This is a genomic window from Variovorax rhizosphaerae (genome assembly GCF_037889975.1).
GTDB lineage: Bacteria > Pseudomonadota > Gammaproteobacteria > Burkholderiales > Burkholderiaceae_C > Variovorax > Variovorax rhizosphaerae.
In genome coordinates this window covers 71,642-92,797 of the sequence record NZ_JBBKZT010000016.1, presented here as the reverse complement: position 1 = coordinate 92,797, position 21,156 = coordinate 71,642, and the positions used below count along the sequence as shown (strand labels likewise).

The following is a 21,156-nucleotide window of genomic DNA, read 5'->3' as shown; positions in this document are numbered from 1 at the left end:
TCGATGGGATGCGGCAGTGTCCGGGGACCGCCGGGGCAACCACTTGATAAAGATCAATCGTTGCGCAGAATGCGCTGGCCTTCGGCCTCGACGTCCTCGAACTGGCCACGGTCCACGGCCCACCAGAGGCCCACGAGGATCAGCAGCACCAGCACGACCGAGAGCGGGATGAGCAGGAACAGGATGTCCATCAAGGCCCTCCTTCGCCGTGCCTCGCCAGGCGTGCGGCATTGAGCACGACCACGAGCGAACTCGCGGCCATGCCCAGGCCGGCCAGCCACGCGGGCAGCATGCCGGCCGCCGCCAGCGGCACGCACAGCGCGTTGTAGCCCGCGGCCCACCACAGGTTCTGCCGCACCACGCGCATCGTGCGTCTTGCCTGTGCGAGGGCCGCAGGGATCGCGCCGAGGTCCCCGCCCATGACGATGAAGTCCGCCTGCGCCTTGGCCAGCGGCACGGCATTCCCGAGCGCGAAGGACGCATCGGCGCGCGCCAGCACCGGGCCGTCGTTCAGGCCATCGCCCACCATGGCAACGCCCCGTCCCTTGTCCTGCAGGTCCTTCATGAAGGCCAGCTTGGCTTCGGGCGTGCAATCACCCTGCACACTGCGGATGCCCGTCCGCTTTGCGACGACGCTCGCAGCAACGGCGCGGTCGCCGGACAGCAGGTGAACCGACAGCCCTTGCGCGTGCAACGCAGCGATCGCAGGCACCGCCTCGTCGCGCACGTTCTCGTCCAGCACGAAGGTGGCCAGCCATCCCTGCGCATCGCTCAGGTGAACCTGCGGCGCATCGGCAGCGATCGGCGCGACACCGCAAAACACAGCCGAACCCAGCAACATTCGACATGCGCTCGCATCGCCCATTCCCTGTTCAACCAATCGCGCCTCCACGCCCCTGCCGACGTGCTCGACGCCCTGCACGAGCCGCCATGAAGACGCGGGATGCGACGTCGCCTTCCATGCGTCGACGATGGCCCGCGAGGCCGGATGAAGCGACTGCGCTGCGATCGCGGCGGCGCGCTCCAGCGCCTCGCCGGACTGCACGCCAACCCGGCAATGGATGTCCACGACGCCCGGTGCGTCCAGGGTCAGCGTGCCCGTCTTGTCGAACACCACCGTGTCGACAGACGCCAGCGATTCCAGCCCCTGCAGCTTGCGCACCAGCACACCGCGCCGGGCCAGCATCCCGGCGCTGGCCAGCATGGCCGCGGGCGTGGCCAGCGAAAGCGCGCAAGGACAGGTGACGATCAGCACGGCCACCGCGACCATCAACGCCTTGCCGTGGTCCACCGGCCACCAGAAGGCCGCGGCCAGCACGGCCGCACACAGCACGAACAGCAGGAACGGCCGCGCCGCGCGGTCGGCCATCGAGGCGAGCCGGGGCTTGTGCAGCGAAGCGCCTTCCATCAGCGCCACGATCTGCGAAAAGCGCGTCCCCTGCCCCACCGATTCGACACGCAGCTGCACCGTCGACGACAGGTTGTGGCTGCCCGCCAGCACGCGCGCGCCGCAGTCGCGCACGACCGGGCGCGATTCGCCCGTCAGCAGCGCCTCGTCCGCCGTGGTGCTGCCAAGGCAGATCACGCCGTCGGCCGGAAAGCTCTCGCCGGGCCGCACGCGCACAACGTCGCCGCGCAACAGGCGCCGCACCGCCACGCGCTCGAAGGCGCCGTTCTTCGCGAGCCGCTCCGCGCTGTCGGGCTGGCGGTTCATCAGCGCCTCCAGCGCGCCGGCAGTCCGGCCGCGCAGGCGCGTCTCGAGCCAGCGGCCGGTCAGCAGGAAGAACACGAACATCGTGAGCGAGTCGAAATACACCTCGCCACCCAACGGACCGGAAGGGTCGAAGGTGGCCGCGCTGCTCACCGCGAAGGTAATGACGATGCCGAGCGCAACGGGCAGTTCCATGCCGATGCGCCATCCCTTCAGGTCGCGAAGCGCGCCGGCAAAGAAGGGCTTGCAGGAGAACAACAGCACAGGCAGGGTCAGCACCCACGACGCCCAGCGCAACAGTTGCGACGCATCGGAAGTCATGTCCCCCGGCAGCGCCACATAGGCGGGGTACGCGTACATCATCACCTGCATCATGCAAAGGCCGGCCACCAGCCATCGCCACAGGGCGAGCCGCCCCTCGCGCAGCCGCCGTTCGCGCACGAAGGTGTCACCCGCCGGCACGAGCCGAAAGCCCGCCGATGCGCAAGCCTGGAACCAGGCCGAAGGCAAGACTCGCGCGGCCGACCAATCGATCCGCGCGCGCCGGGTCGCCGCATTCACCTCCGCCCTTTCCACGCCGACGACCCGCATCAGCGCCGCCTCGACAGCGAATGCGCAGGCGGCGCAATGCACGCCCTCGACCAGCACATGCGACTCCCATCGCCCCACGGCAGCATCGCCGTTGAGCAGCCGGCTGAATGCCGACCATTCGACAGGATCGTCCAGCACCGCGTCCATCCCGCGCGCCGGCTCGGCGGGTGGTCCATGGCGTCCGGCCGGAGCGAGCGAAGGCATGGCAGCTTGCATGCCCCGAGGCTAGACCCATCCGCGCGACGGAGGCTTGATCTGCGTCAACGCCTCGCTACGCGGGCGGCCTACGCTCGCCTCATCAACACCAGGAGCATCCGATCATGTTCAAGCGCATCCTCGTCGCCACCGACGGCTCGACACTTTCAAGAAAGGCGGTCAACAGCGCCATCTCCCTCGCGGCCGAGAACGAGGCCGAGCTGGTGGCCGTCACCGTCGTGCCCCGCTATCCGAAGAGTTACATCGAAGGCGCCATGACCTTCTCGCCGGACGACATCGCCCGCATCGAGGGTCAATGGGCGGAAAAAGCCCAAGGCAAGCTGGAATCGGTCAGCGCCCAGGCGAAGGCAGCGGGTGTATCGATCAAGACTACGGCGCCGAGTTCCGACAGCGTGGCCGACGCGCTCATCGCCGCAGCGAAGAAGCACAAGTGCGACCTCATCGTGATGGCCTCGCACGGCCACAAGGGCATCAAGCGCCTGCTGCTCGGCAGCGAGACGCAGCATGTGCTGACGCATTCGGGACTGCCGGTGCTGGTGCTCCGGTAGATCAACGCCTTGGCCTGCCCCGCGCAAAGATGGCGTTTTCGCGTGCCGCCGCGCCGGAAATGCTTCGCAAACGGGAGTGCGAATGACTTGGTCATTTTCGCGACGCCGGTGATCCGGACGATCTTCTCGATCGGCCCCCGCAAACACTTCCGTGAGTCTTTTCATCGTCCTTCGCCGGGTCTAAGATAAGTCGATGAGCTCACCCATGTCTACGTGCTCGGGCATCGGTCGACGCGCAGTCGTCGTCACGATGTTGCTTGTCTTCCTGGTCGGTCACGTATTCACGAGCGCCAATCTTTCCGCCGCCTTCGGGATCCAGTCCGAGCTACAGCACGCACTGCTTCACTGGCAGGGAACGCCTCATCACCATCACGACGATGGATCCATCGGAAGCGATCATTCAATGGAGTCCAGCCAACACATGAGCATGGATGGGTGTCAGACTGCCATCGCGATCCAGTGCGGCATGGCCGTCGACTTTGGTCCACCGCCTGCCGTGGGTCCTGCGAGCCACGACGAGCGTGCATGGCCGTGGCCCTATCTTGACGGGCCAATGCGACCGCCACCCGTGCTCGCCTGAAGATCGCTGTCCCCAGCCGGGCGCAGCGGGATGCGGGTCCATCCCCGCATGGTTGACAGCGCGTCAGAGCGCATGAGGGCGAGCAGCTTGCTCGCGGCCTCGTTTCCACCCACGGCAAGCCATCGATAGCACGTTGCCAGGCGCGCGGCGCATGCCGTTGATTCATTCCCTCTTTTTGCAACGGCGCGATCTCAACACCTCGGGAATGCAACCGTTGCTGGACCGGAGGGCGATGCCGGCCCATGGCCATGCTGCCCTCCTTCACCGGAGAATTGAAATGAACTCCAGGAACGATGATCCCTGTTCAGAAGATCAGGTGGAGCAGTCACCATGAGCGTCGGCATGCTTATCGGCGGCTTGTTCCTCTACGCCGAACATCGGGCCGATCTGTTCGGGGTACTTCCCCTCTTGCTCCTCGCGGCGTGTCCCTTGATACGCGAGGTCATGCACCGCGGGCATTGCCGTGCCAATCCCGACCGAGCTCGGTATCCATCGGAGGACGATCTGTGAACGTTGCCACTTGCGCACGCGGGGTGCAGTAGGTCGACCCGCCACCCCTGGTGTGCTAGTTCGTATTCCCGAACATCGCAGCCATGTGCGCCTCGCCCCGTTCCAGCATGAAGTAGCGAAAGGCCTCGGCCGCCGGCGACAGCATCTTGGCCGCGGCATTCACCAGGTGCCAACGCCGCATCAGCGGCAGGCCCTCCACGGTCGGTGCCGCGATCAGCCCGTTGCGCCATTCCAGGCCGATGGTGTGCAGCGACACCAGGCTCACCCCCAGCCCCGCCATCACCACCTGCTTGATGGCTTCGTCGCTTGGCAACTCCATGATGAACATCGGCTGCAACCGGTGCGCCGACAGGAACTCCTCCAGCGCCGCGCGCGTGCCCGAGCCCTGTTCGCGCACGATGAAGCCTTCACGGACCAGCGCAGCCGCCGGTATGCCCTCTGCCCTGGCGAAGGGATGGCTGGGCGCGGTCACCAGCACATGGGGATGCATCGCAAAGGGCTCGGCGCGGTTGGGCCATTCCCGGGGCGCGCGACCCATGACAGACAGGTCGACTTCATTGGCATCCATCAGCGCGGACAACTGCTCCCGGTTGCCCAGGCGCAGCCGGACGTCGACGGAGGGATGTTCGGTGTGGAACTGCGCGAGCAACTGCGGCAAAAAGTACTTCGCGGAACTCACCATGCCGATGGTCAGCATGCCCGACTGGACGCCCTTGAAGCGCGCCATCGCATCCTCGGCCTCCTTGAAGGTGGCCAATAACCGGCGCGCATAGACAAGGAAGTATTCGCCCGTCGTCGAGAGCGACAGGCGCCGCCCGGTGCGGTCGAACAGCGGCATGCCGACCTGCGATTCCACCTCCTTGATCTGCATCGACACCGCAGGCGGCGTGAGGTGCAACGCTTCCGCTGCGCGCTGCACGCTGCCCTGTTTCGCAACCTCGACGAAGACCCTGAGCTGGCGGAAGGTGATGTGCATGATTAAGTAAAACCTTAACAAACAACAAACGAATCGTGAATTTACCTTAGCAAGCCCCGTTCATACAGTGGTCTTTCCTACTCACCTTTCCGGCTTGGAGGCCCACTTGAACAAACCCTATGAAGAAGGCCTGATCACCGACGCAACCGTGGTCACCAATGAAAAGAAGCGCTACAGCGCCGGTGTCCTGAAGTACCGCCAGATGGGCTACTGGGAGCCGGACTACGTGCCGAAGGACACCGACGTGCTGTGCCTGTTCCGCATCACGCCGCAGGAAGGTGTAGACCCAGTGGAGGCCGCAGCCGCCGTGGCCGGCGAATCCAGCACCGCCACCTGGACCGTGGTCTGGACCGACCGCCTCACCGCCTGCGACAGCTACCGCGCCAAGGCCTACCAGGTCGAGCCGGTGCCGGGCATTCCGGGCCAGTACTTCGCGTGGGTGGCCTACGACATCATCCTGTTCGAGGAAGGCTCCATCGCCAACATGACGGCCAGCCTGATCGGCAACGTGTTCTCCTTCAAGCCGCTCAAGGCCGCGCGGCTGGAAGACATCCGCATTCCGGTGGCCTACGTGAAGACCTTCAAGGGGCCGCCGACCGGGCTCATCGTGGAGCGCGAGCGGCTCGACAAGTTCGGCCGCCCGTTGCTCGGCGCCACCACCAAACCCAAGCTGGGCCTGTCCGGCCGCAACTACGGCCGCGTGGTGTACGAAGGGCTCAAGGGCGGCCTCGACTTCATGAAGGACGACGAGAACATCAACTCGCAGCCCTTCATGCACTGGCGCGACCGCTACCTCTACGTGATGGACGCGGTGAACAAGGCCAGCGCCGCCACCGGCGAGGTCAAGGGCAGCTACCTGAACGTCACCGGCGCCACGATGGAAGACATCTACGAGCGTGCCGAGTTCGCCAAGGAACTGGGCTCGGTCATCGTCATGATCGACCTGGTGATCGGCTGGTCGGCCATCCAGAGCATGTGCAACTGGGCCCGGCGCAACGACATGATCCTGCACCTGCACCGCGCCGGCCACGGCACCTACACGCGACAGAAGAACCACGGCGTGAGCTTCCGCGTCATCGCCAAGTGGCTGCGATGTGCGGGCGTGGACCACATGCACACTGGCACGGCGGTGGGCAAGCTGGAGGGCGACCCGATGACGGTGCAGGGCTACTACAACGTGTGCCGCGACAGCTTCACGAAGAAGGACCTGCCGCGCGGCCTGTTCTACGACCAGGACTGGGCCGACCTGAAGAAGGTGATGCCCGTGGCCTCCGGCGGCATCCATGCCGGCCAGATGCACCAGCTGATCGACCTGTTCGGTGACGACGTGGTGCTGCAGTTCGGCGGCGGCACCATCGGCCATCCGGGCGGCATCCAGGCCGGTGCGGTGGCCAACCGCGTGGCGCTGGAATGCATGGTCAAGGCGCGCAACGAAGGTCGCGACATCAAGAACGAAGGCCCGGAGATCCTGCAGGCCGCCGCGCGCTTCTGCACACCGCTGAAGCAGGCGCTCGACACCTGGGGAGAGATCTCCTTCAACTACACGCCCACCGACACCAGCGATTACGCCACCACGCCTTCGGTGGCCTGAGGAGACCCACACCATGATGACCAACCCCACCGGCCGCATCACCCAGGGCCAGTTCAGCTTCCTGCCCGACCTCACCGATGCCGAGATCACCGCGCAGATCCAGTACGGCCTCGACCGCGGCTACGCCTGGAGCGTCGAGTACACCGACGACCCGCACCCCCGCAACACCTACTGGGAGATGCACGGCGCACCGATGTTCGACCTGCACGACGCAGCCGGCGTGATGATGGAACTGACGGCCTGCCGCAAGGCTTTCCCCAACCACTACATCCGCATGATGGCCTTCGACTCGACCCGCGGCATCGAGACCATCACGATGAGCTTCATCGTCAACCGGCCCGCGGACGAGCCCGGCTTCGGCCTGGTGCGGCAGGAGTCCAACGGCCGGACGATGCGCTACACGTTGCACAGCTACGCCACCGACAAGCCCGAGTCGAAGCGCTACGGCGGCTGAACCCCTTGCCTGAAGGAAGCGCCGCATGACCGCACCGCTCTACGCCATACCGGGCACGCAGGCCGCAGCAGCAGCCGCCGAGCCGCAAGAGGCTGCACAGCCGACAGCGCCGGCACGCTCGGTCGCCGACGTGCTGGCGCAGAGCCAGGTCGAGCCGGTGCTGGACGAACTGGAGCACGACCTGATCGGCCTGGTGCCAGTGAAGACCCGCATCCGCGACATCGCCGCGCTCTTGGTCATCGACAAGCTGCGCGCACAGCACGGCCTGGCCGCGCAGGCGCCCTCGCTGCACATGTGCTTCACCGGCAACCCCGGCACTGGCAAGACCACGGTGGCGATGCGGATGGCGAAGATCCTCCACAGCCTCGGGTATGTGCGCAAGGGCCACGTCGTGAGCGTGACGCGCGATGATCTGGTCGGCCAATACATCGGCCACACCGCGCCCAAGACCAAGGAGGTGCTGAAGAAGGCGATGGGCGGCGTGCTGTTCATCGACGAGGCCTACTACCTCTACCGCCCCGACAACGAGCGCGACTACGGGCAGGAGGCGATCGAGATCCTGCTGCAGGTGATGGAGAACCAGCGCGACGACCTGGTGGTGATCCTCGCCGGCTACAAGGACCGGATGAACACCTTCTTCCAGTCCAACCCCGGCATGAGCTCACGGATCGCGCATCACCTGGACTTTCCGGACTACGACGGCTCGGAGCTGCTGCAGATCGCCGACCTGCAACTCGCCTCGGCGCATTACCGCTTCGGCGACGGCGCGCGCGAGGCCTTCGATGCCTACCTGCACCGGCGCATCGCCCAGCCGCACTTCGCCAACGCGCGCAGCGTGCGCAACGCGCTGGACCGCGCACGCCTGCGCCAGGCCAGCCGCCTGTATGCCGACCGCGACAGCCCGCTGACCGCGGAAGCGCTCAGCACCATCGCCGCCAGCGACATCCTGGCCAGCCGCCTGTTTACCGAGCCCCCCGGGCCGGACTGCACCCAGCCCGCCGCCCAAGGGGGATCATCCAGTCGAGATGGCAGAGCCACATCGACGTCAGAAACCGAAGGAACCACGACATGACCTCTCCCCGCCTGCGCGCGCTGATCTTCGATGTCGACGGCACCCTGGCCGACACGGAGCATGCGCACCGCGCCGCCTTCAACGAAGCCTTTGCCGAGGCAGGCCTCGATTGGCATTGGGACGAGCCGCTCTACACACGCTTGCTGGAAGTCTCGGGCGGCAAGGAGCGCATCACGCACTACTGGCGCGAAGTGCGCGGCGACATCAAGGCCATCAACGCCGGCGCACTCGCCGACACGGTGCAGCACATCCATGACCACAAGACGGCCGGCTACGAGCGCAGGGTGCACGATGGCGCCGTGCAGTTGCGCCCCGGCGTGCTCAAGCTGATCGAGTCGGCGCACCGCGACGGATTGCGCCTGGCCATCGCGACCACCACTTCGCCGGTCAACATCGCTGCGCTGCTGCGCGCCGCGATGGGCCCGACGTGGTCCTCCTTCTTCGACGTGATCGAGGATGCAACGACCGCCCCGCACAAGAAGCCGCATCCGCAGGTCTACGTGCAGACCCTGCAACGCCTGCAATTGCCGCCTGCCGAATGCCTGGCCTTCGAGGATTCGGCCAACGGCCTCAAGGCCGCGCGCGCGGCACGGCTGGCGACGGTGGTCACGCCGAACCCGTTCACCGCCCACCATGACTTCAGCGGCGCGTTGCGCATCCTGCCCAGCCTTCAGGGCACGACGGTCGCGGACCTCCGCGGCTGGCACGCAGCGACCCAGACCCAATAGCAACCATGAACCTAGAAAAAGCAGTTGACCGCGCTCAACCTTTGGAAAAGCCGCATGGAAGCTGAAACTTCTGCCTTCGATCACGTTCGCCGCCGTGGTGAGAGCGCTATGTACCCGATTGCACCGCGCTCGACGCGCCATGCGGCGTTGCTCGGCCTTGCGGGCATGAGCCCGCCGCGTTCTCCCGCCTTGCCTGGCACGCCGATCACGGCGCACTCGGGCACATCCAACTGCTTTTTCTAGGTTGAAGGACCTGTCATGCCCCTCTCCCAACGCGCCACGCTCACGCGCTACCTCATCGAGCAACGCCGGCGATTTCCGGACGCGAGCGGCGACTTCAATGCGCTGATCCTCGACGTCGCCCTGGCATGCAAGGCCATCGCGCGCGCGGTCGCCTTCGGGGAACTGGGCTACGCGACCAGCCAACTCAGCGGCGAGTTCGAATCCCGCAAGCCGGTGAACGTCATCAGCAACCAGGTCTTCACCCACATGAACGACTGGGGCGGCCACTGCGCGGGCATGGCCTCGGAAGGTGCAAGCGAGCCACACCAGATCCCCGCGCAACACCCGCGCGGGCGCTACCTGCTGGTGTTCGATCCGCTCGACGGCGGCTCCAGCAACATCGAGGTGAACGTGTCGGTGGGAAGCGTCTTCAGCGTGCTGCGCGCGCCGCCGGACGTGATCGACAGCGGACGCGACGTGACCGAGGCCGACTTCCTGCAACCGGGCGCGGCCCAGGTCGCGGCGGGCTATGCCTTGTACGGCCCGACCACGATGCTGGTGCTGTCCGTGGGCAACGGCGTGGCCGGGTTCACCCTCGACCCCAACCTGGGCGAGTTCATGCTGACGCATCCGGACATCCAGGTGCCGCCGGAGTCGCAGGAATTTGCCATCAACGCCTCCAACAGCCGCTTCTGGGAGGCGCCGGTCAAGCGCTACGTCGACGAATGCCAGGCCGGCAAGACCGGCGCGCGCGGCAAGGATTTCACGATGCGCTGGATTGCGTCCATGGTGGCCGAGGCGCACCGCATCCTCATGCGCGGTGGCGTCTTCCTGTATCCGCGGGACACCCGCGACCCGATGAAGGCGGGCCCGCTGCGCCTGCTGCATGAAGCCAACCCGATCGGCTTCATCATGGAGCAGGCGGGAGGGCGTGCGAGCACGGGCCGCCAGCCCTTGTTGGGCGTGGTGCCGACATCGATGCAGCAGCGCATCGGCCTGGTGTTCGGATCGCGCAGCGAGGTCGAGCGCATCGAGCGCTATCACCGCGAACCGGCCGGGGCGGAATTGGAAAGCCCCCTGTTCGGCAAGCGCAGCCTGTTCCGCGCTTGAAATGAACCCACCCCCGCAGCGCCTGCGGCGCACCCCCTCAAGGGGGCGCACCCAACGGCCCGGCAAAGCCGGTTCCGTGGGTGCCCACGAACAGGCATTGCTCCCTGGCTCCATGCGTCGCGGGTCGCGCCATGGCGTGGTGAAAAACTGATACCTCAAACCGCTTAGGGACCCCATGTCCGAACGCCACCCCATCATCGCCATCACCGGCTCCTCCGGCGCCGGAACCACCTCCGTGACGCGAACCTTCCAGCACGTCTTCCGGCGCGAGAACGTCAACGCCGCCATCATCGAAGGCGACAGCTTCCATCGTTACGACCGCAAGGAAATGAAGCTGCGCCAGGCCGAGGCGGAAAGCGCCGGCAACATGAACTTCAGCCACTTCGGCGCGGAGAACAATCTCTTCCCTGAGCTGGAAGCGTTGTTCGCCGCCTATGCGGCCAAGGGCGTCGGCCGGCATCGCAAGTACCTGCACGATGCCGACGAGGCCGCACCGTATGCGCAGGAACCCGGCACATTCACGCCCTGGGAAGACCTGCCCGAGGGCACCGACCTGCTGTTCTACGAGGGCCTGCATGGCGCCGTGGTCACGCCCGAGGTCAACGTCGCGCAGCACCCCGACCTGCTGATCGGCGTGGTGCCGGTCATCAACCTCGAGTGGATCCAGAAGCTCTTCCGCGACAAGACGATGCGCGGCTACAGCACCGAGGCCGTGACCGACACCATCCTGCGGCGCATGCCCGACTACCTGCACTACATCTGCCCGCAGTTCAACCACACGCACGTGAACTTCCAGCGCGTGCCGATCGTCGACACCTCCAACCCCTTCACCACCCGCACCATCCCCACGGCCGACGAAAGCATGGTGGTGATCCGCTTCGCCCAGCCCAAGGGCATCGACTTCCAGTACCTGCTCAGCATGATCCACGACTCCTGGATGTCGCGCGCCAACACCATCGTCGTGCCCGGCGGCAAGATGGAACTGGCGATGCAACTGATATTCACGCCCTTCATCTGGCGGATGATGGAACGGCGCCAGCGCGCCCTGAGTGCCATCTGATGCGCGGCGAGCACATGGCCTTTCCCTACGACCTGGTGATGTTCGACCTGGACGGCACCCTGGTCGAGACCGCACCGGAGATCTGCGATGCGGTGAACGACACCTTGCATGGCCTCGGACTGCCCGCGGCGAGCCTGGCCGAAGTGGAGCGCTGGATCGGACATGGCACGCACGAGTTGCTGATCGCAGCGCTGGCCTGCGCGACCGGGACCGATGCACAGGCGGTGCGCGCCAGCAAGGGCCTGGCCTCCACGTCCGCCACTTTCGACAAGCACTACCAGCGGCGCTGCGGCACGCGCAGCCGCCTCTACCCCGGCGTGCGCGAGGCCCTGGCCTTCCTTCGCACCCAAGGCGTGAAGCTCGCCGTCATCACCAACAAGGAAGCCCGCTACACCGACACCGTACTCGGCGTGCACCAGCTGCGCGACAGCTTCGACCGCGTGATCAGCGGCGACAGCCTGCCCACCAAGAAGCCCGATCCGGCTTGCGTGCACGCGTGCCTGCACGCGTTCGACGTGCCGAAGACGCGCGCCCTGTTCGTCGGCGATTCATCGATCGATGCCGCCACCGCACGCAATGCCGGCGTCGAGGTGTGGCTGCTGCCCCATGGCTACAACATGGGCGCGCCGATCCAGCAGTGCCGGCCGGATCGCGTCATCGCGGATTTCTCGGTGCTTGCCGCCGAAGCCTGACCGCAGGCAACCCGAGGGGCGTGCCGCTACGCGCGGCGCGCCGTTTCGTCTTCCCCCGTGTGCCGGCTCGTCCAATCCGCCATCCATCGTTCCGCGCGTTCCTTGGCGCGGCGATAGGCCTCCGACTTGGTGCGACCGATGTGCGTGATGGCCATCCGGCATTTCAGGACGCCGTCGCACTTCAATTCCAGCGTGCCGCCGTACTGGCCATCCCCGGTCGCATCGATCTCGATCGAACAGCGCCAGTTGTCAGGGAGCTTCGGCCAGTCCTCGTCGCTTGCCGGAACGGCACTCGTGTCGTCCTTCATTCGAACACCACCACCGTCGCGATCAACACACCGTTGACCACCTCGGCGCCACGGATGTTGACCTTCACGCCATTGCCGAGCTTGCCCGCCGAGCCGTTGGGGAACGCCACGTCTGGCCCGCTGGCGTTCACGGGCTGCCCGCGGACGCGGAAATCGGCCGGCGACCGGAAGGCCCCCACGGTTCCGATGACGTTGAAAGATGCCGGTCCGCCTGTCCCCGGCACATGGCGGATCTTCAGCTTGCTGACCCGCAGCACGCCATTCGACATGACGCCGCCGACTTCCACTCTCACGCCATTGCCGATGCCGCTGGCCGGTCCACCGGTGATCTGTGCCGACGACGCATCCACGGGTCTGCCGAGCACCTTGAAGGTCCCCAGTCCCGCGTAGCCCGTGACGAGGCCGGCGAGCTGGGCGGTCGTGCCGTCGGCGATCGGCACCGGGTACCAGCGTTGCACCACCGTCGCGGCCAGGCCGCTCGGGCCGGCGCTGTTGGCTCGCACGCGGACCAGCGCGCCATCGGCCAGCGGCTGGCCGTCGAGAGCGCCGGTCAACGTTGCGGCGCTGTAGTCGATCAACAGGCCGCCCAGCTTGAAGCTGCGTGCCACGAGGTCGAGGCCCTGCACCGTGCCGGTGAGGATCAGTGTGGAGGCTTCCCGCTGTTCCACACGCGTGGCGCGCAGCACGCCAGGCGCCCCAGGCAATCCCCAGACCTGCACGGTCTTGCCCGACGCCAATGCCGCAAGACCGGCCGCGTCGGCCCAGACCGTGGCGTCGTCGGTGGTGACGGTGGTGCCCAGGACCACGAAGCTGCCCTGCTTCAGGTCGATCGATGCCAGCGGACCGCGCAGGTCCGCAGCCGACTCGACCCGGCGTGCGATGCCGCTCGTGAAGTCCGCGTTGACCGGCCCGGTGACCTTCGCGGTCATGCCGAGTTGCAGGCCGGCCGGTGCGTCCTCGATGTTGCCGACCGCGGAATCTGTCGCGTAGCGCAGTCCGTTCACGATGATGCTGCCGGCGCCGTCGACGGCACCCACGCCGGTCGCGTCCGCCGTGCTCACGCCGGTGCCGCCGGAGCCGACACCCGAGCCATCGTCGCCGGTCGATGCGGTCGCCGTCGGGGTGCCTTCGGCGTTCGATGCAATGCCGCCGAGGCCGCCGACGCCTTGCGCACCATCACTCGCGGGCGCACCGGCAGAGGGCACCTCGGCAGTTGTCGCCGTGGTACCGGTAACGGACGCGTTGCCAGCAACCGTCGGGGTGCCAGCAACCGTCGGGGTGCCAGCAACCGTCGGGGTGCCAGCAACCGTCGGGGTGCCAGCAACCGACGGGGTGCCAGCAGCCGTCGGGGTGGCGGCGTTGCCTGCCATCCCTGCAGTGCCGATGAACACGCCACCACCGCCGCCACCGCCGCCCCCTCCGCAGGAGAGCAGCATGGCGAACCACAGCGACAGCAGGCCAAGTCGGAGCAGGAAATTCATGGTGCGTTTGGTTCTGACGGTCTTGAGGATGCGACGGCCATCGGCGCTGGAGCATCGTCGGCGGCAGCGTCCTCGTAGTAGGTATAGATGCCGATCCGGATGCGGCCCGAGGCCTTTCCGTCGGCGGCTTCATAGGCTTCCCGCATCTCCTGCGTCAACGCGTGGTGCATGCCGTCCCAACGCTCCCGCGCGAGCTGGTGGATGCGCTCGCAATCGGCCAGCGAAAGGCCGGCGGCGAACACCGAGCGTTCGAGCAAGGGAGGCGCGGCGCCAAGGGTGTTCGACACGCTCGCCAGCAGGTGGTCGCGCGAGTTGTCGCCGAGGAATGCCAGCATGCCGCGCAGGTCGCTTGCCGGCACGAAGCCGGCCGCCGCGAGCTCGGCACGGCCGTCGTGCACGGTGGCCATCTTCAGGCGCACCAGTTCGTCGAGGATCGCGCGGTGGTGAAGGTTGCCGCGGCTCGCGCGCCGCGCCAGCGCCTCGAAGGACTGCTCGCTTGCCTGGTCGACGATCGGCAACGACCGGTGCCGCGGGTCGACGGCCACCATCTGCAGCCACAAGGTCAGCGTCTTGGCCTCGGCCGAGGTTTCGGTCTGCGGCAGGCTGTCGCACTCGCGCACCTTGCTGGTGACGACCTTGCGGTTCAGGCCGGTCGTCACGGAAAGCTGGCTGATGTTCGGCGCCGGTCCTTGCGCGAGCCAGGCGCGGCGCGCCTCGTCCACGAGGATGTCGCGCAGCAGTTCATCCAGGTGCGCATGCTTGATGCCAAAGGCCAGGGCCAGCCTCACCAGCGGACGAAGCACGCGTTCGCACGCACCCAGGACCCAGGCCACCTGCCCTTCCCGGCTGCGCACGAGCTTGTCGCGAAGGGATGGCATCGGTCTTCGGCGGTGTTCCAGGCTTTTTGATCCCACTGTTCGATCGGCCATTCGTCGTCACTTACCACTGGTTACCAGGCGGACAACGATATCCGTCGCTGTCTGACAAGAAACATTTAGCCACTATAAGACAAGGAAGTATCAAATGTGAATTTTTCACATACCAGCCTCCTCGCAATCCTCGGAGCATCTGCCATGACCCCTTCTTCCCTGAGACATGCCGAGCGCCCGATGCGTGCGGCGGAGCGGCCCGGCCTCGACGCGAGGCCGGCCGTCGGCGCCCTGCGCACGCGCGAAGTCGAGATGCGGGAAGCCTTGGCGGCCGCGACACGCGAGCGGTCGGCGTTGCAGTCGCGCATCGCCTGCGCATTCCGCCACCAGGTGGCCGGTGATGGGGACGGGCCTTCGGAGGCCGACCTCATGTTGTTTGCGCAGATGGCCGTGCAGGAGCAGCGCCTTTCCCGAAGGTTCGCCGCGACACGGCCGGCGCTCGTTGCGCGCCGACGCTGAAGCGCGCCCTTTGCCGACAACGCCACTGCAGTTCAAGGAGAGACTCATGAACCCGGTACCCACGTCCCTCGATCTTGATGCAGGCGAAACAATGGTTCCTGTCGCGTTTGGAAGCTTGCTGGATCTTGCGCGGCTGCGGATCGGCGGTGCTTCGGCCGAGACCTGCGACGCCTGCAACACGATCAACCCGGTGCATGCACGTGCCTGCAAGTGCTGCGCGCACAAACTGCCGGCCTTCCACGCAACGATGCGCCCTGGCCCTGGCAGCGCTGCGATCAACACCGTGCTTTACGGCAACGTGCTTGCCGAGGCAGACCGGATGTGGACAGCCTTGTGCGCCGCGCTCTCGCTGATGGCCCGATCGCCCTGGGTCGCGGCGCCGGCGCAGCCTGAATTCGCACGCGGCATGGTCGCCACCGGCCCAAGGAAATGACCAAGTACTGCGACGGCTGCCATACGCCCAACAGGGACAGGGCGCGGTACTGCCGTGGCTGCGCAGGTCGGTTCTCGGGCTTTCGTTTTGCCGCGAATGCCTTCGTGTCTACCGAGCCGGCAGCCCTGTTCTCGGAGACATTGCCCAAGGCCCCCGAGCCTCCCTGGATGGCAAAGGCCCCGCCAAGGCCGGCGCGCCCCGAGCTGCGCGCATGGGACCCGGCCTCGATCGTCACGCAGGCCGTGGCGAGGGCGGCGCCTGCGCCGCGCGCGGCCCCGACGACGCCCACGGCAGTTTCAACGGCCATACGCCAGGCGTGGCGGCCACTGCGCGTTCGCAGGGATGTCCTCGCAGGTCTTTTGGCGCTTTCGGTGCTGGTGACTGCCGGCGCCTTCGTGGCAGCGCACTGGCAGCGCAGCGACGACCACGCGCCTGCTCCGCAGGCTTCCGCAACGGTGCCCTTGCAGGAGCCAACACCGGCCGACGCGCCTGCGACGCCTGCGACGCCTGCGACGCTTGCGCCGCCGCAGGCGATTTCGCAGGCGGAGCAACCAGCGCCCGCGGCCGACGCGGGGGAAAGCCAGGTGACCGTCATAGCGCCGCACGCGGTCGAGACGACATCCGTTGCACCTGAGGAGAACGGGGGATTGGCGCCGGACGTTGCGACGCTTTCACAGGACACGCAGGCGCCGCCGCCATCACGATCCGGGGAAGCTGCGCGGCGGCAAGCCGGGCGCGGTGTCGCCAACACGGCGGCGTCGACGGTGGCGCCTTGGCGCCAGGCCCTCCCCGTGACCATCGAAGCGCCGTCACGTCGCCCCGTTGAAACCAGGCGCGCAGACGCGGGACACGTCCAGGCGGGCACCGTGCCGCCGGTGCCGCCGGTGCCGCTGCGTGCGCCCGCGCAGTCCCCGCGCGCTGCGCCGGTGACAGCGGCGAACTTCAATCCGTGCAATCGCCAGAACCCGTTCGGCGATGCGGTCTGCGTGGACTCGCCCTCCGCCCCAAGCCAGGCGCCGGTTTCATCGATGGCTGCAACGAGCCCTGCGGTCGTGGCTGGGCGGAAAGCGAAGGTCACCGCAAGCGTCACTGCGAGCGGTCCTGCCGGGGTGAATGCGGGTGATGGCGCTGGTTCGGTCGCCGGCATGGGCCCGGCGATAGCCGCGGCGGTCGCCGGTGCTTCGGGTCCGGCTGGGGTGGGAGGTGTCGCGGCTGCTTCGGCTGGGGCGAGCGCCGGTTCAGGGGCTGGTGGCGCAGCGCCCTCCGGCGGGGGCGCCGGCTCGAGTGGCGGCAGCGGCAGCGGCAGCGGCAGCGGTAGCGGTAGCGGTAGCGGTAGCGGTAGCGGTGCAGGTGCAGGTGCAGGTGCAGGTGCGGGTGCCGGGGGTGCTGGTGGCGGCGCTGGTGGCGGCGCTGGCGGCGGCCCGGGCGGCGGTGCTGGTGCTGGTGGTGGTGGCGCTGGCGGCGGCCCAGGTGGCGGTGCTGGTGGCGGCGCTGGCGGCGGCCCAGGTGGCGGTGCTGGTGGCGGTGCTGGTGGCGGTGCTGGTGGTGGCGCTGGTGGTGGCGCTGGCGGCGGCCCAGGCGGCGGCGGTGCTGGTGGTGGCGCTGGCGGCGGCCCGGGTGGCGGTGCTGGTGGCGGTGCTGGTGGCGGTGCTGGTGGTGGCGCTGGCGGCGGGCCAGGCGGCGGTGCTGGTGGTGGCGCTGGCGGCGGCCCGGGCGGCGGTGCTGGTGGTGGCGCTGGCGGCGGCCCAGGCGGCGGTGCTGGTGGTGGCGCTGGCGGCGGCCCAGGCGGCGGTGCTGGTGGTGGCGCTGGCGGCGGCCCGGGCGGCGGTGCTGGTGGTGGCGCTGGCGGCGGTCCAGGCGGCGGTGCTGGTGGTGGCGCTGGCGGCGGCCCAGGCGGCGGTGCTGGTGGTGGCGCTGGTGGCGGCCCAGGTGGCGGAGCTGGCGGCGGTCCTGGTGGCGGTCCTGGCGGCGGCGGGGGTGGCGGAGCCGGCGGCGGAGGTCCCGGCGGTGGCGGCGGTCCTGGGGGCGGTGGTGCTGGGGGCGGCGGCCCCGGCGGAGGCGGCCCCGGAGGCGGTGGGGGTGGCGGTCGATGAACGCCGTCTTTGCTCAGCGCGATGCTTTCCGACGCGCCTTGCTCGACGACACCCGCCATGCAGCCACCTGCGCACTTACTTCCAAAAGACAAGATCGGAGACATCGGCATGGCACAACAAGCGACAAGTTCCGGCCCGCAACGCATCGACCTGGAGGATCCCTCGGAAGTCGCCTCGTGGAGTGACCAATACGGTTGCACCGAGGAACAGTTGCGGTCAGCGGTCAAGGCGGCAGGCGCTGTGGCGCAGGATGTTCGCGAGTACATCGCGAAGCAAGCCAAGGACGCGATCAAGCGCGCGTCGTAGCGACCCCGACGCGAGCCCCGTACGCCGTGAGCGCCAGTCAATCGGGAAGATGGGGGTGCGCGCCGCCTCAATTCATCCGCTGCACCGCTGCGATCCACTTGGCGAAGGCATCCATCTGGCCTGTGACGACCCTGCGCGTGGCCTCGTCCGTGCAAAGGCCGGCTGCGTCGAACTTCGCGGCCGCGTCGCCGATGAACACCTCGGGCTTCACGAGCGTCATCGCATTGACGTAGAGCAGCACCTTGCGCAGGTCGTACTGCACCCTGGCGCCGCCACGTGGGCCCGGCGTCGCGCTGAGGATGGCCACGGGCTTCTTCGAGAAGGGCTGGTCCTCGCCACGGCTGATCCAGTCGATGGCGTTCTTCAACATGCCGGGGATCGAGTAGTTGTATTCGGGCGTTGCGATGACCACGCCATCGGCGCGACGGATACGCTCCCGCAACGCCACCACCGAAGCCGGCATGCCTTGCGCGGCCAGCAGGTCGGCATCGAAGGGCGGCAGGTCACGCCACTCGACGATGTCCATGTGCATGTCTTGCGGCATCGACGCCGACGCCAGCTTCAACAGCATCCGGTTGAGGGACGCGGCGCGCAAGCTGCCGCAAAGGCCGACGATGTCCAAGTTGCTCATCAGCAAACCTCCGTGTTGTGCACGACGGTGCGAGCGCCGTCGTGCGGCCGGGCGGCGCTCATGCGCTCCGTTCGTGTTCGCACAAGAAAACGGCATCCTGCAACAGCCGCGCCGGCAGCGCGCCACGCAGCGCATTGCAGACGACGATGCCTTCGGCGCGTTGCAGGTCGGCCAAGGTCAGGCTGCGCTCGATGGCGCCGTACGCCTCGTCATCGAGCAGGCAGGCGCGCATCACGCCGGGCAATGCGCCATCGCTGAGGGGCGGCGTACACCATCGTCCGTCGATCTTCAGGAACACGGACGTGCGACCGCCTTCGACGAGACGGCCGTCCACGGTGAAGAACAGGCTGTCGAAAGCGCCAGCGCGCTCTGCCCCGCGCACGCCTTCGTCATAGACCTCACGCAGTGTGGTTTTATGGGCGGCCAGTGGATTGAAGTCGGGCAGGCGCTCGTCGGCCACGCGCAGCATGACGGTCTGATCCGCCAGCGAGGCGAGCGGTGCGTGCTGGAGTTGCAGGCGCCCGTCATGGCGCAACGCGAGCCGCACCCGCCAGCGCACATTGGAAGCCAGCCCCAGCATGCGCTCCGACAGCGCCGCGAGCGCCTCGGCGCGATCGAAGCGGAAGCCCAGCAGGCGGGCGCTGTGCTGCATCCGTGCCAGGTGACGATCGAGCTTGAGAATGGCCGGTCGCGCGCCCTCTTCCGCGGACTCCGCGAGCATCGTCTCGAACAACTCGAAGCCCGGGTCCAGCCCGGTGAGAAAGCGCGCCTTCAGATGGCATTCCTCGAACTCGTCGTCGGCCCGGCTGTCCGCCACGATGCCGGCGCCGATGCCCAGGCGCGCCGGTCGCAGGCCGCGCGCTTCGCGTTCCAGCGTGAGCGTGCGGATGGCGACCGACAGGCAGAAATCACCCACCAGCGCTCCGTCCGGTGGCGCGTCCATCCAGCCGATGGCGCCGCAATAGAGGCCGCGCGGTGTCGTCTCCAGGCCGGCGATGAGTTGCATGGTGTGGTGCTTGGGCGCCCCGGTGATCGAGCCGCAAGGGAAGGCGGCGCGCAGCACGTCCGTGAACGCGATCCCAGGCTTGAGGCGGGCCTGCACCGTGGAGGTCATCTGGAACAGCGTGCTGTGATCCTCGATGGCGAACAGGTCCTTTACCTCCACGCTGCCGATGCGCGCGATGCGGCCGAGGTCGTTGCGCAGCAGGTCCACGATCATCACGTTCTCGGCCCGGTTCTTGACGTCGATCGCGAGGTGGCGCGCGGTCTCGCTGTCGCCTTCGGGGCCCTGCACGCGTGAGATGCGCGAGGCCGTGCCCTTCATGGGGCGGGCAGTGAACAGGCCGGCTTCGTGGCGCAGGAAAAGTTCTGGCGAACACGAGAGCACATGGGTGACGGCATCGCCAGCGGCTTCGGGCAACGCGATGAGCGCGCCATAGGAAACAGGCTGGCGATGGCGCAACTGTTGGTACAGCGCCACCGGCGAACCATAGGCCTCGCCATGCAGCCGGAAGGTGTAGTTGACCTGGTAGGTCTCGCCGGCCGCGATGGCCGCCTGGATGCGCGCGATGGCTTCAATGAAGGCCGGCCGCTCAACGCTGGCCGACAGGTTCATCACGCCCGCGGTGGACGACCCATGTTCAAGGCCCTGGAGCCATTCGCCCGCCTCGTCTGCCGACAGTCGCGCAAGGTCACGGAACATCAGCACGCGCAACACGGACGCATCGTCATGCGCAAGCCGCTCGTGGCCCGCCCGCAGCAGCTTGGCGCCCCATTCGTAGTCCGCCAGCAGCACGGCATGCAGGCCACTGAGCAGGTCGGCATCCACGCGGGCCCACATCGCGTGGAGCGCGGCGGGGTCGGTGCAGCGATGCTCACGCACGAAGCCTTGGTAGAGGCGGCTCGTCGGGTGCTGGCGCGTCGCACTGCGGTCGTCGAGCAGCGCGAAGCACGCAGTTTCACTACGCGATTCAATCGGCACGCCAGGCCACCAGTTCCAGCCGCATCGGCACGAAGGCAATGCCGTTCATCTCGGTACGCTCTCCCGTGGCTTGGAAGCCGAATCGCTCGTAGACCGGTATCGCGTTGGGGGAGGAGTTGACGGTGAAGCCGCTCCCGTTGCCCTCGGTGATCGCCCATGCCTTGGCCTGATCCCACAGCTGCCGGCCAAGGCCCCGACCCTGATGCAGCGGGTCCACGAACAGGTGATAGAGATGCGCGTTGTCGCGCACGCCGACGAATCCCGCGAGGTGATCCTCATCGCGCGCGACGAAGTAGCAGAAGTTGGGCGCAGCGATATAGCCCCGGATGGCGTCGACTTCAGCGGACTTCAGGAACACCTCCGCGCCGCGCCCCTCGGGATCGACGGTGAAGTGATGCACGAGCTTCTGGATGAGTTGGCTGATGGCCTCGGCATCGTCGGTGCTCGCGCGGGAGATCTGGATGGTCATCGTCG

Annotated in this window: 23 protein-coding genes; 13 read left to right on the top strand and 10 right to left on the bottom strand. The window is 67.5% G+C overall.

Annotated elements, in window-relative coordinates:
- Positions 1-53: 53 nt before the first annotated feature.
- The gene (ccoS, locus tag WKW82_RS28740; RefSeq protein WP_340346058.1) at positions 54-191 is read right to left on the bottom strand and encodes a cbb3-type cytochrome oxidase assembly protein CcoS; all 138 of its coding nucleotides are present in this window, start codon (positions 189-191) and stop codon (positions 54-56) included.
- Positions 191-2,518 (bottom strand): heavy metal translocating P-type ATPase, encoded by a 2,328-nt coding sequence (locus WKW82_RS28735; protein ID WP_422823617.1) that lies wholly within the window; start codon positions 2,516-2,518, stop codon positions 191-193. Before WKW82_RS28735 ends, ccoS begins: the two co-directional genes overlap by 1 nt.
- Positions 2,519-2,622: 104 nt before the next feature.
- On the opposite strand from WKW82_RS28735, the gene WKW82_RS28730 reads away from it, so the two are divergent.
- Complete coding sequence (locus WKW82_RS28730) at positions 2,623-3,066, top strand: universal stress protein (RefSeq protein ID WP_340346055.1); 444 nt, start codon at positions 2,623-2,625, stop codon at positions 3,064-3,066.
- Between the two features lie 910 nt (positions 3,067-3,976).
- Complete coding sequence (locus WKW82_RS28725) at positions 3,977-4,156, top strand: DUF2933 domain-containing protein (RefSeq protein ID WP_422823616.1); 180 nt, start codon at positions 3,977-3,979, stop codon at positions 4,154-4,156.
- Positions 4,157-4,211: 55 nt separating this feature from the next.
- Here WKW82_RS28725 and WKW82_RS28720 read toward each other — a convergent pair whose 3' ends face one another.
- On the bottom strand, positions 4,212-5,132 hold the full coding sequence (locus WKW82_RS28720) for a LysR family transcriptional regulator (protein WP_340346054.1): 921 nt from the start codon (positions 5,130-5,132) through the stop codon (positions 4,212-4,214).
- A 106-nt stretch (positions 5,133-5,238) separates the two neighbouring features.
- On the opposite strand from WKW82_RS28720, the gene WKW82_RS28715 reads away from it, so the two are divergent.
- The 8 genes from WKW82_RS28715 (at position 5,239) to WKW82_RS28680 (ending at position 12,061) form a co-directional block, all read left to right on the top strand.
- Entirely contained in the window at positions 5,239-6,723 is a 1,485-nt protein-coding gene (locus WKW82_RS28715) for a ribulose-bisphosphate carboxylase large subunit (RefSeq protein WP_340346053.1), read from the top strand.
- Positions 6,724-6,736: 13 nt separating this feature from the next.
- On the top strand, positions 6,737-7,177 hold the full coding sequence (locus tag WKW82_RS28710) for a ribulose bisphosphate carboxylase small subunit (protein WP_340346052.1): 441 nt from the start codon (positions 6,737-6,739) through the stop codon (positions 7,175-7,177).
- Positions 7,178-7,202: 25 nt separating this feature from the next.
- On the top strand, positions 7,203-8,249 hold the full coding sequence (cbbX, locus tag WKW82_RS28705; RefSeq protein ID WP_340346051.1) for a CbbX protein: 1,047 nt from the start codon (positions 7,203-7,205) through the stop codon (positions 8,247-8,249).
- Complete coding sequence (locus WKW82_RS28700) at positions 8,246-8,977, top strand: HAD-IA family hydrolase (RefSeq protein WP_340346049.1); 732 nt, start codon at positions 8,246-8,248, stop codon at positions 8,975-8,977. The genes cbbX and WKW82_RS28700 overlap by 4 nt, the downstream gene beginning before the upstream one ends.
- A gap of 24 nt (positions 8,978-9,001) precedes the next feature.
- The gene (locus tag WKW82_RS28695; RefSeq protein WP_340346048.1) at positions 9,002-9,220 is read left to right on the top strand and encodes a hypothetical protein; all 219 of its coding nucleotides are present in this window, start codon (positions 9,002-9,004) and stop codon (positions 9,218-9,220) included.
- A 15-nt stretch (positions 9,221-9,235) separates the two neighbouring features.
- Positions 9,236-10,309, top strand: coding sequence for a class 1 fructose-bisphosphatase (locus tag WKW82_RS28690; RefSeq protein WP_340346047.1), 1,074 nt, complete (start codon positions 9,236-9,238; stop codon positions 10,307-10,309).
- A gap of 175 nt (positions 10,310-10,484) precedes the next feature.
- Complete coding sequence (locus tag WKW82_RS28685; RefSeq protein ID WP_340346045.1) at positions 10,485-11,369, top strand: phosphoribulokinase; 885 nt, start codon at positions 10,485-10,487, stop codon at positions 11,367-11,369.
- Entirely contained in the window at positions 11,369-12,061 is a 693-nt protein-coding gene (locus WKW82_RS28680) for an HAD-IA family hydrolase (RefSeq protein ID WP_340346043.1), read from the top strand. The genes WKW82_RS28685 and WKW82_RS28680 overlap by 1 nt, the downstream gene beginning before the upstream one ends.
- Before the next feature lie 26 nt (positions 12,062-12,087).
- Here WKW82_RS28680 and WKW82_RS28675 read toward each other — a convergent pair whose 3' ends face one another.
- Genes WKW82_RS28675 through WKW82_RS28665 form a run of 3 tightly spaced genes read right to left on the bottom strand, consistent with a single transcriptional unit; the run spans position 12,088 to position 14,728 of the window.
- Entirely contained in the window at positions 12,088-12,369 is a 282-nt protein-coding gene (locus WKW82_RS28675; protein WP_340346042.1) for a hypothetical protein, read from the bottom strand.
- Positions 12,366-13,850: a DUF5666 domain-containing protein gene (locus WKW82_RS28670; protein WP_340346041.1), complete on the bottom strand. Its 1,485-nt coding sequence runs from the start codon at positions 13,848-13,850 to the stop codon at positions 12,366-12,368. Before WKW82_RS28670 ends, WKW82_RS28675 begins: the two co-directional genes overlap by 4 nt.
- Positions 13,847-14,728: a DUF6502 family protein gene (locus WKW82_RS28665; RefSeq protein ID WP_340346040.1), complete on the bottom strand. Its 882-nt coding sequence runs from the start codon at positions 14,726-14,728 to the stop codon at positions 13,847-13,849. Before WKW82_RS28665 ends, WKW82_RS28670 begins: the two co-directional genes overlap by 4 nt.
- Positions 14,729-14,923: 195 nt before the next feature.
- Between WKW82_RS28665 and WKW82_RS28660 the strand changes: the two genes are divergently transcribed.
- Both WKW82_RS28660 and WKW82_RS28655 read left to right on the top strand, forming a co-directional pair.
- Entirely contained in the window at positions 14,924-15,238 is a 315-nt protein-coding gene (locus tag WKW82_RS28660) for a hypothetical protein (protein ID WP_340346039.1), read from the top strand.
- Between the two features lie 46 nt (positions 15,239-15,284).
- Positions 15,285-15,671, top strand: a complete 387-nt coding sequence (locus WKW82_RS28655; protein ID WP_340346037.1) for a hypothetical protein — start codon at positions 15,285-15,287, stop codon at positions 15,669-15,671.
- 1,238 nt (positions 15,672-16,909) lie between these two features.
- On the opposite strand, the gene WKW82_RS28650 is transcribed toward WKW82_RS28655, so the two are convergent.
- On the bottom strand, positions 16,910-17,839 hold the full coding sequence (locus WKW82_RS28650) for a hypothetical protein (protein ID WP_340346036.1): 930 nt from the start codon (positions 17,837-17,839) through the stop codon (positions 16,910-16,912).
- A 33-nt stretch (positions 17,840-17,872) separates the two neighbouring features.
- Here WKW82_RS28650 and WKW82_RS28645 point away from each other — a divergent pair, with 33 nt between their 5' ends.
- Positions 17,873-18,070 (top strand): DUF3606 domain-containing protein, encoded by a 198-nt coding sequence (locus tag WKW82_RS28645; protein ID WP_340346035.1) that lies wholly within the window; start codon positions 17,873-17,875, stop codon positions 18,068-18,070.
- 67 nt (positions 18,071-18,137) lie between these two features.
- Here the strand turns inward: WKW82_RS28645 and WKW82_RS28640 are convergent, their stop codons facing one another.
- The 3 genes from WKW82_RS28640 to WKW82_RS28630 are packed head-to-tail and all read right to left on the bottom strand — an operon-like array spanning position 18,138 to position 21,151.
- A complete protein-coding gene (locus WKW82_RS28640) occupies positions 18,138-18,701 on the bottom strand; it encodes an NADPH-dependent FMN reductase (protein WP_340346034.1) in 564 nt (187 codons plus the stop codon).
- Positions 18,702-18,759: 58 nt separating this feature from the next.
- Entirely contained in the window at positions 18,760-20,682 is a 1,923-nt protein-coding gene (locus WKW82_RS28635) for a chorismate-binding protein (RefSeq protein ID WP_340346032.1), read from the bottom strand.
- Positions 20,672-21,151, bottom strand: a complete 480-nt coding sequence (locus tag WKW82_RS28630; protein ID WP_340346030.1) for a GNAT family N-acetyltransferase — start codon at positions 21,149-21,151, stop codon at positions 20,672-20,674. Before WKW82_RS28630 ends, WKW82_RS28635 begins: the two co-directional genes overlap by 11 nt.
- Positions 21,152-21,156: the final 5 nt, after the last annotated feature.

Bases quoted from the DNA above. Each gene is read 5' to 3' on its own strand.
- ccoS (WP_340346058.1), bottom strand. From the start codon at position 191: ATGGACATCCTGTTCCTGCTCATCCCGCTCTCGGTCGTGCTGGTGCTG.
- WKW82_RS28735 (WP_422823617.1), bottom strand. From the start codon at position 2,518: ATGCAAGCTGCCATGCCTTCGCTCGCTCCGGCCGGACGCCATGGACCA.
- WKW82_RS28730 (WP_340346055.1), top strand. From the start codon at position 2,623: ATGTTCAAGCGCATCCTCGTCGCCACCGACGGCTCGACACTTTCAAGA.
- WKW82_RS28725 (WP_422823616.1), top strand. From the start codon at position 3,977: ATGAGCGTCGGCATGCTTATCGGCGGCTTGTTCCTCTACGCCGAACAT.
- WKW82_RS28720 (WP_340346054.1), bottom strand. From the start codon at position 5,132: ATGCACATCACCTTCCGCCAGCTCAGGGTCTTCGTCGAGGTTGCGAAA.
- WKW82_RS28710 (WP_340346052.1), top strand. From the start codon at position 6,737: ATGATGACCAACCCCACCGGCCGCATCACCCAGGGCCAGTTCAGCTTC.
- cbbX (WP_340346051.1), top strand. From the start codon at position 7,203: ATGACCGCACCGCTCTACGCCATACCGGGCACGCAGGCCGCAGCAGCA.
- WKW82_RS28700 (WP_340346049.1), top strand. From the start codon at position 8,246: ATGACCTCTCCCCGCCTGCGCGCGCTGATCTTCGATGTCGACGGCACC.
- WKW82_RS28690 (WP_340346047.1), top strand. From the start codon at position 9,236: ATGCCCCTCTCCCAACGCGCCACGCTCACGCGCTACCTCATCGAGCAA.
- WKW82_RS28685 (WP_340346045.1), top strand. From the start codon at position 10,485: ATGTCCGAACGCCACCCCATCATCGCCATCACCGGCTCCTCCGGCGCC.
- WKW82_RS28680 (WP_340346043.1), top strand. From the start codon at position 11,369: ATGCGCGGCGAGCACATGGCCTTTCCCTACGACCTGGTGATGTTCGAC.
- WKW82_RS28675 (WP_340346042.1), bottom strand. From the start codon at position 12,369: ATGAAGGACGACACGAGTGCCGTTCCGGCAAGCGACGAGGACTGGCCG.
- WKW82_RS28670 (WP_340346041.1), bottom strand. From the start codon at position 13,850: ATGAATTTCCTGCTCCGACTTGGCCTGCTGTCGCTGTGGTTCGCCATG.
- WKW82_RS28665 (WP_340346040.1), bottom strand. From the start codon at position 14,728: ATGCCATCCCTTCGCGACAAGCTCGTGCGCAGCCGGGAAGGGCAGGTG.
- WKW82_RS28660 (WP_340346039.1), top strand. From the start codon at position 14,924: ATGACCCCTTCTTCCCTGAGACATGCCGAGCGCCCGATGCGTGCGGCG.
- WKW82_RS28655 (WP_340346037.1), top strand. From the start codon at position 15,285: ATGAACCCGGTACCCACGTCCCTCGATCTTGATGCAGGCGAAACAATG.
- WKW82_RS28645 (WP_340346035.1), top strand. From the start codon at position 17,873: ATGGCACAACAAGCGACAAGTTCCGGCCCGCAACGCATCGACCTGGAG.
- WKW82_RS28640 (WP_340346034.1), bottom strand. From the start codon at position 18,701: ATGAGCAACTTGGACATCGTCGGCCTTTGCGGCAGCTTGCGCGCCGCG.
- WKW82_RS28630 (WP_340346030.1), bottom strand. From the start codon at position 21,151: ATGACCATCCAGATCTCCCGCGCGAGCACCGACGATGCCGAGGCCATC.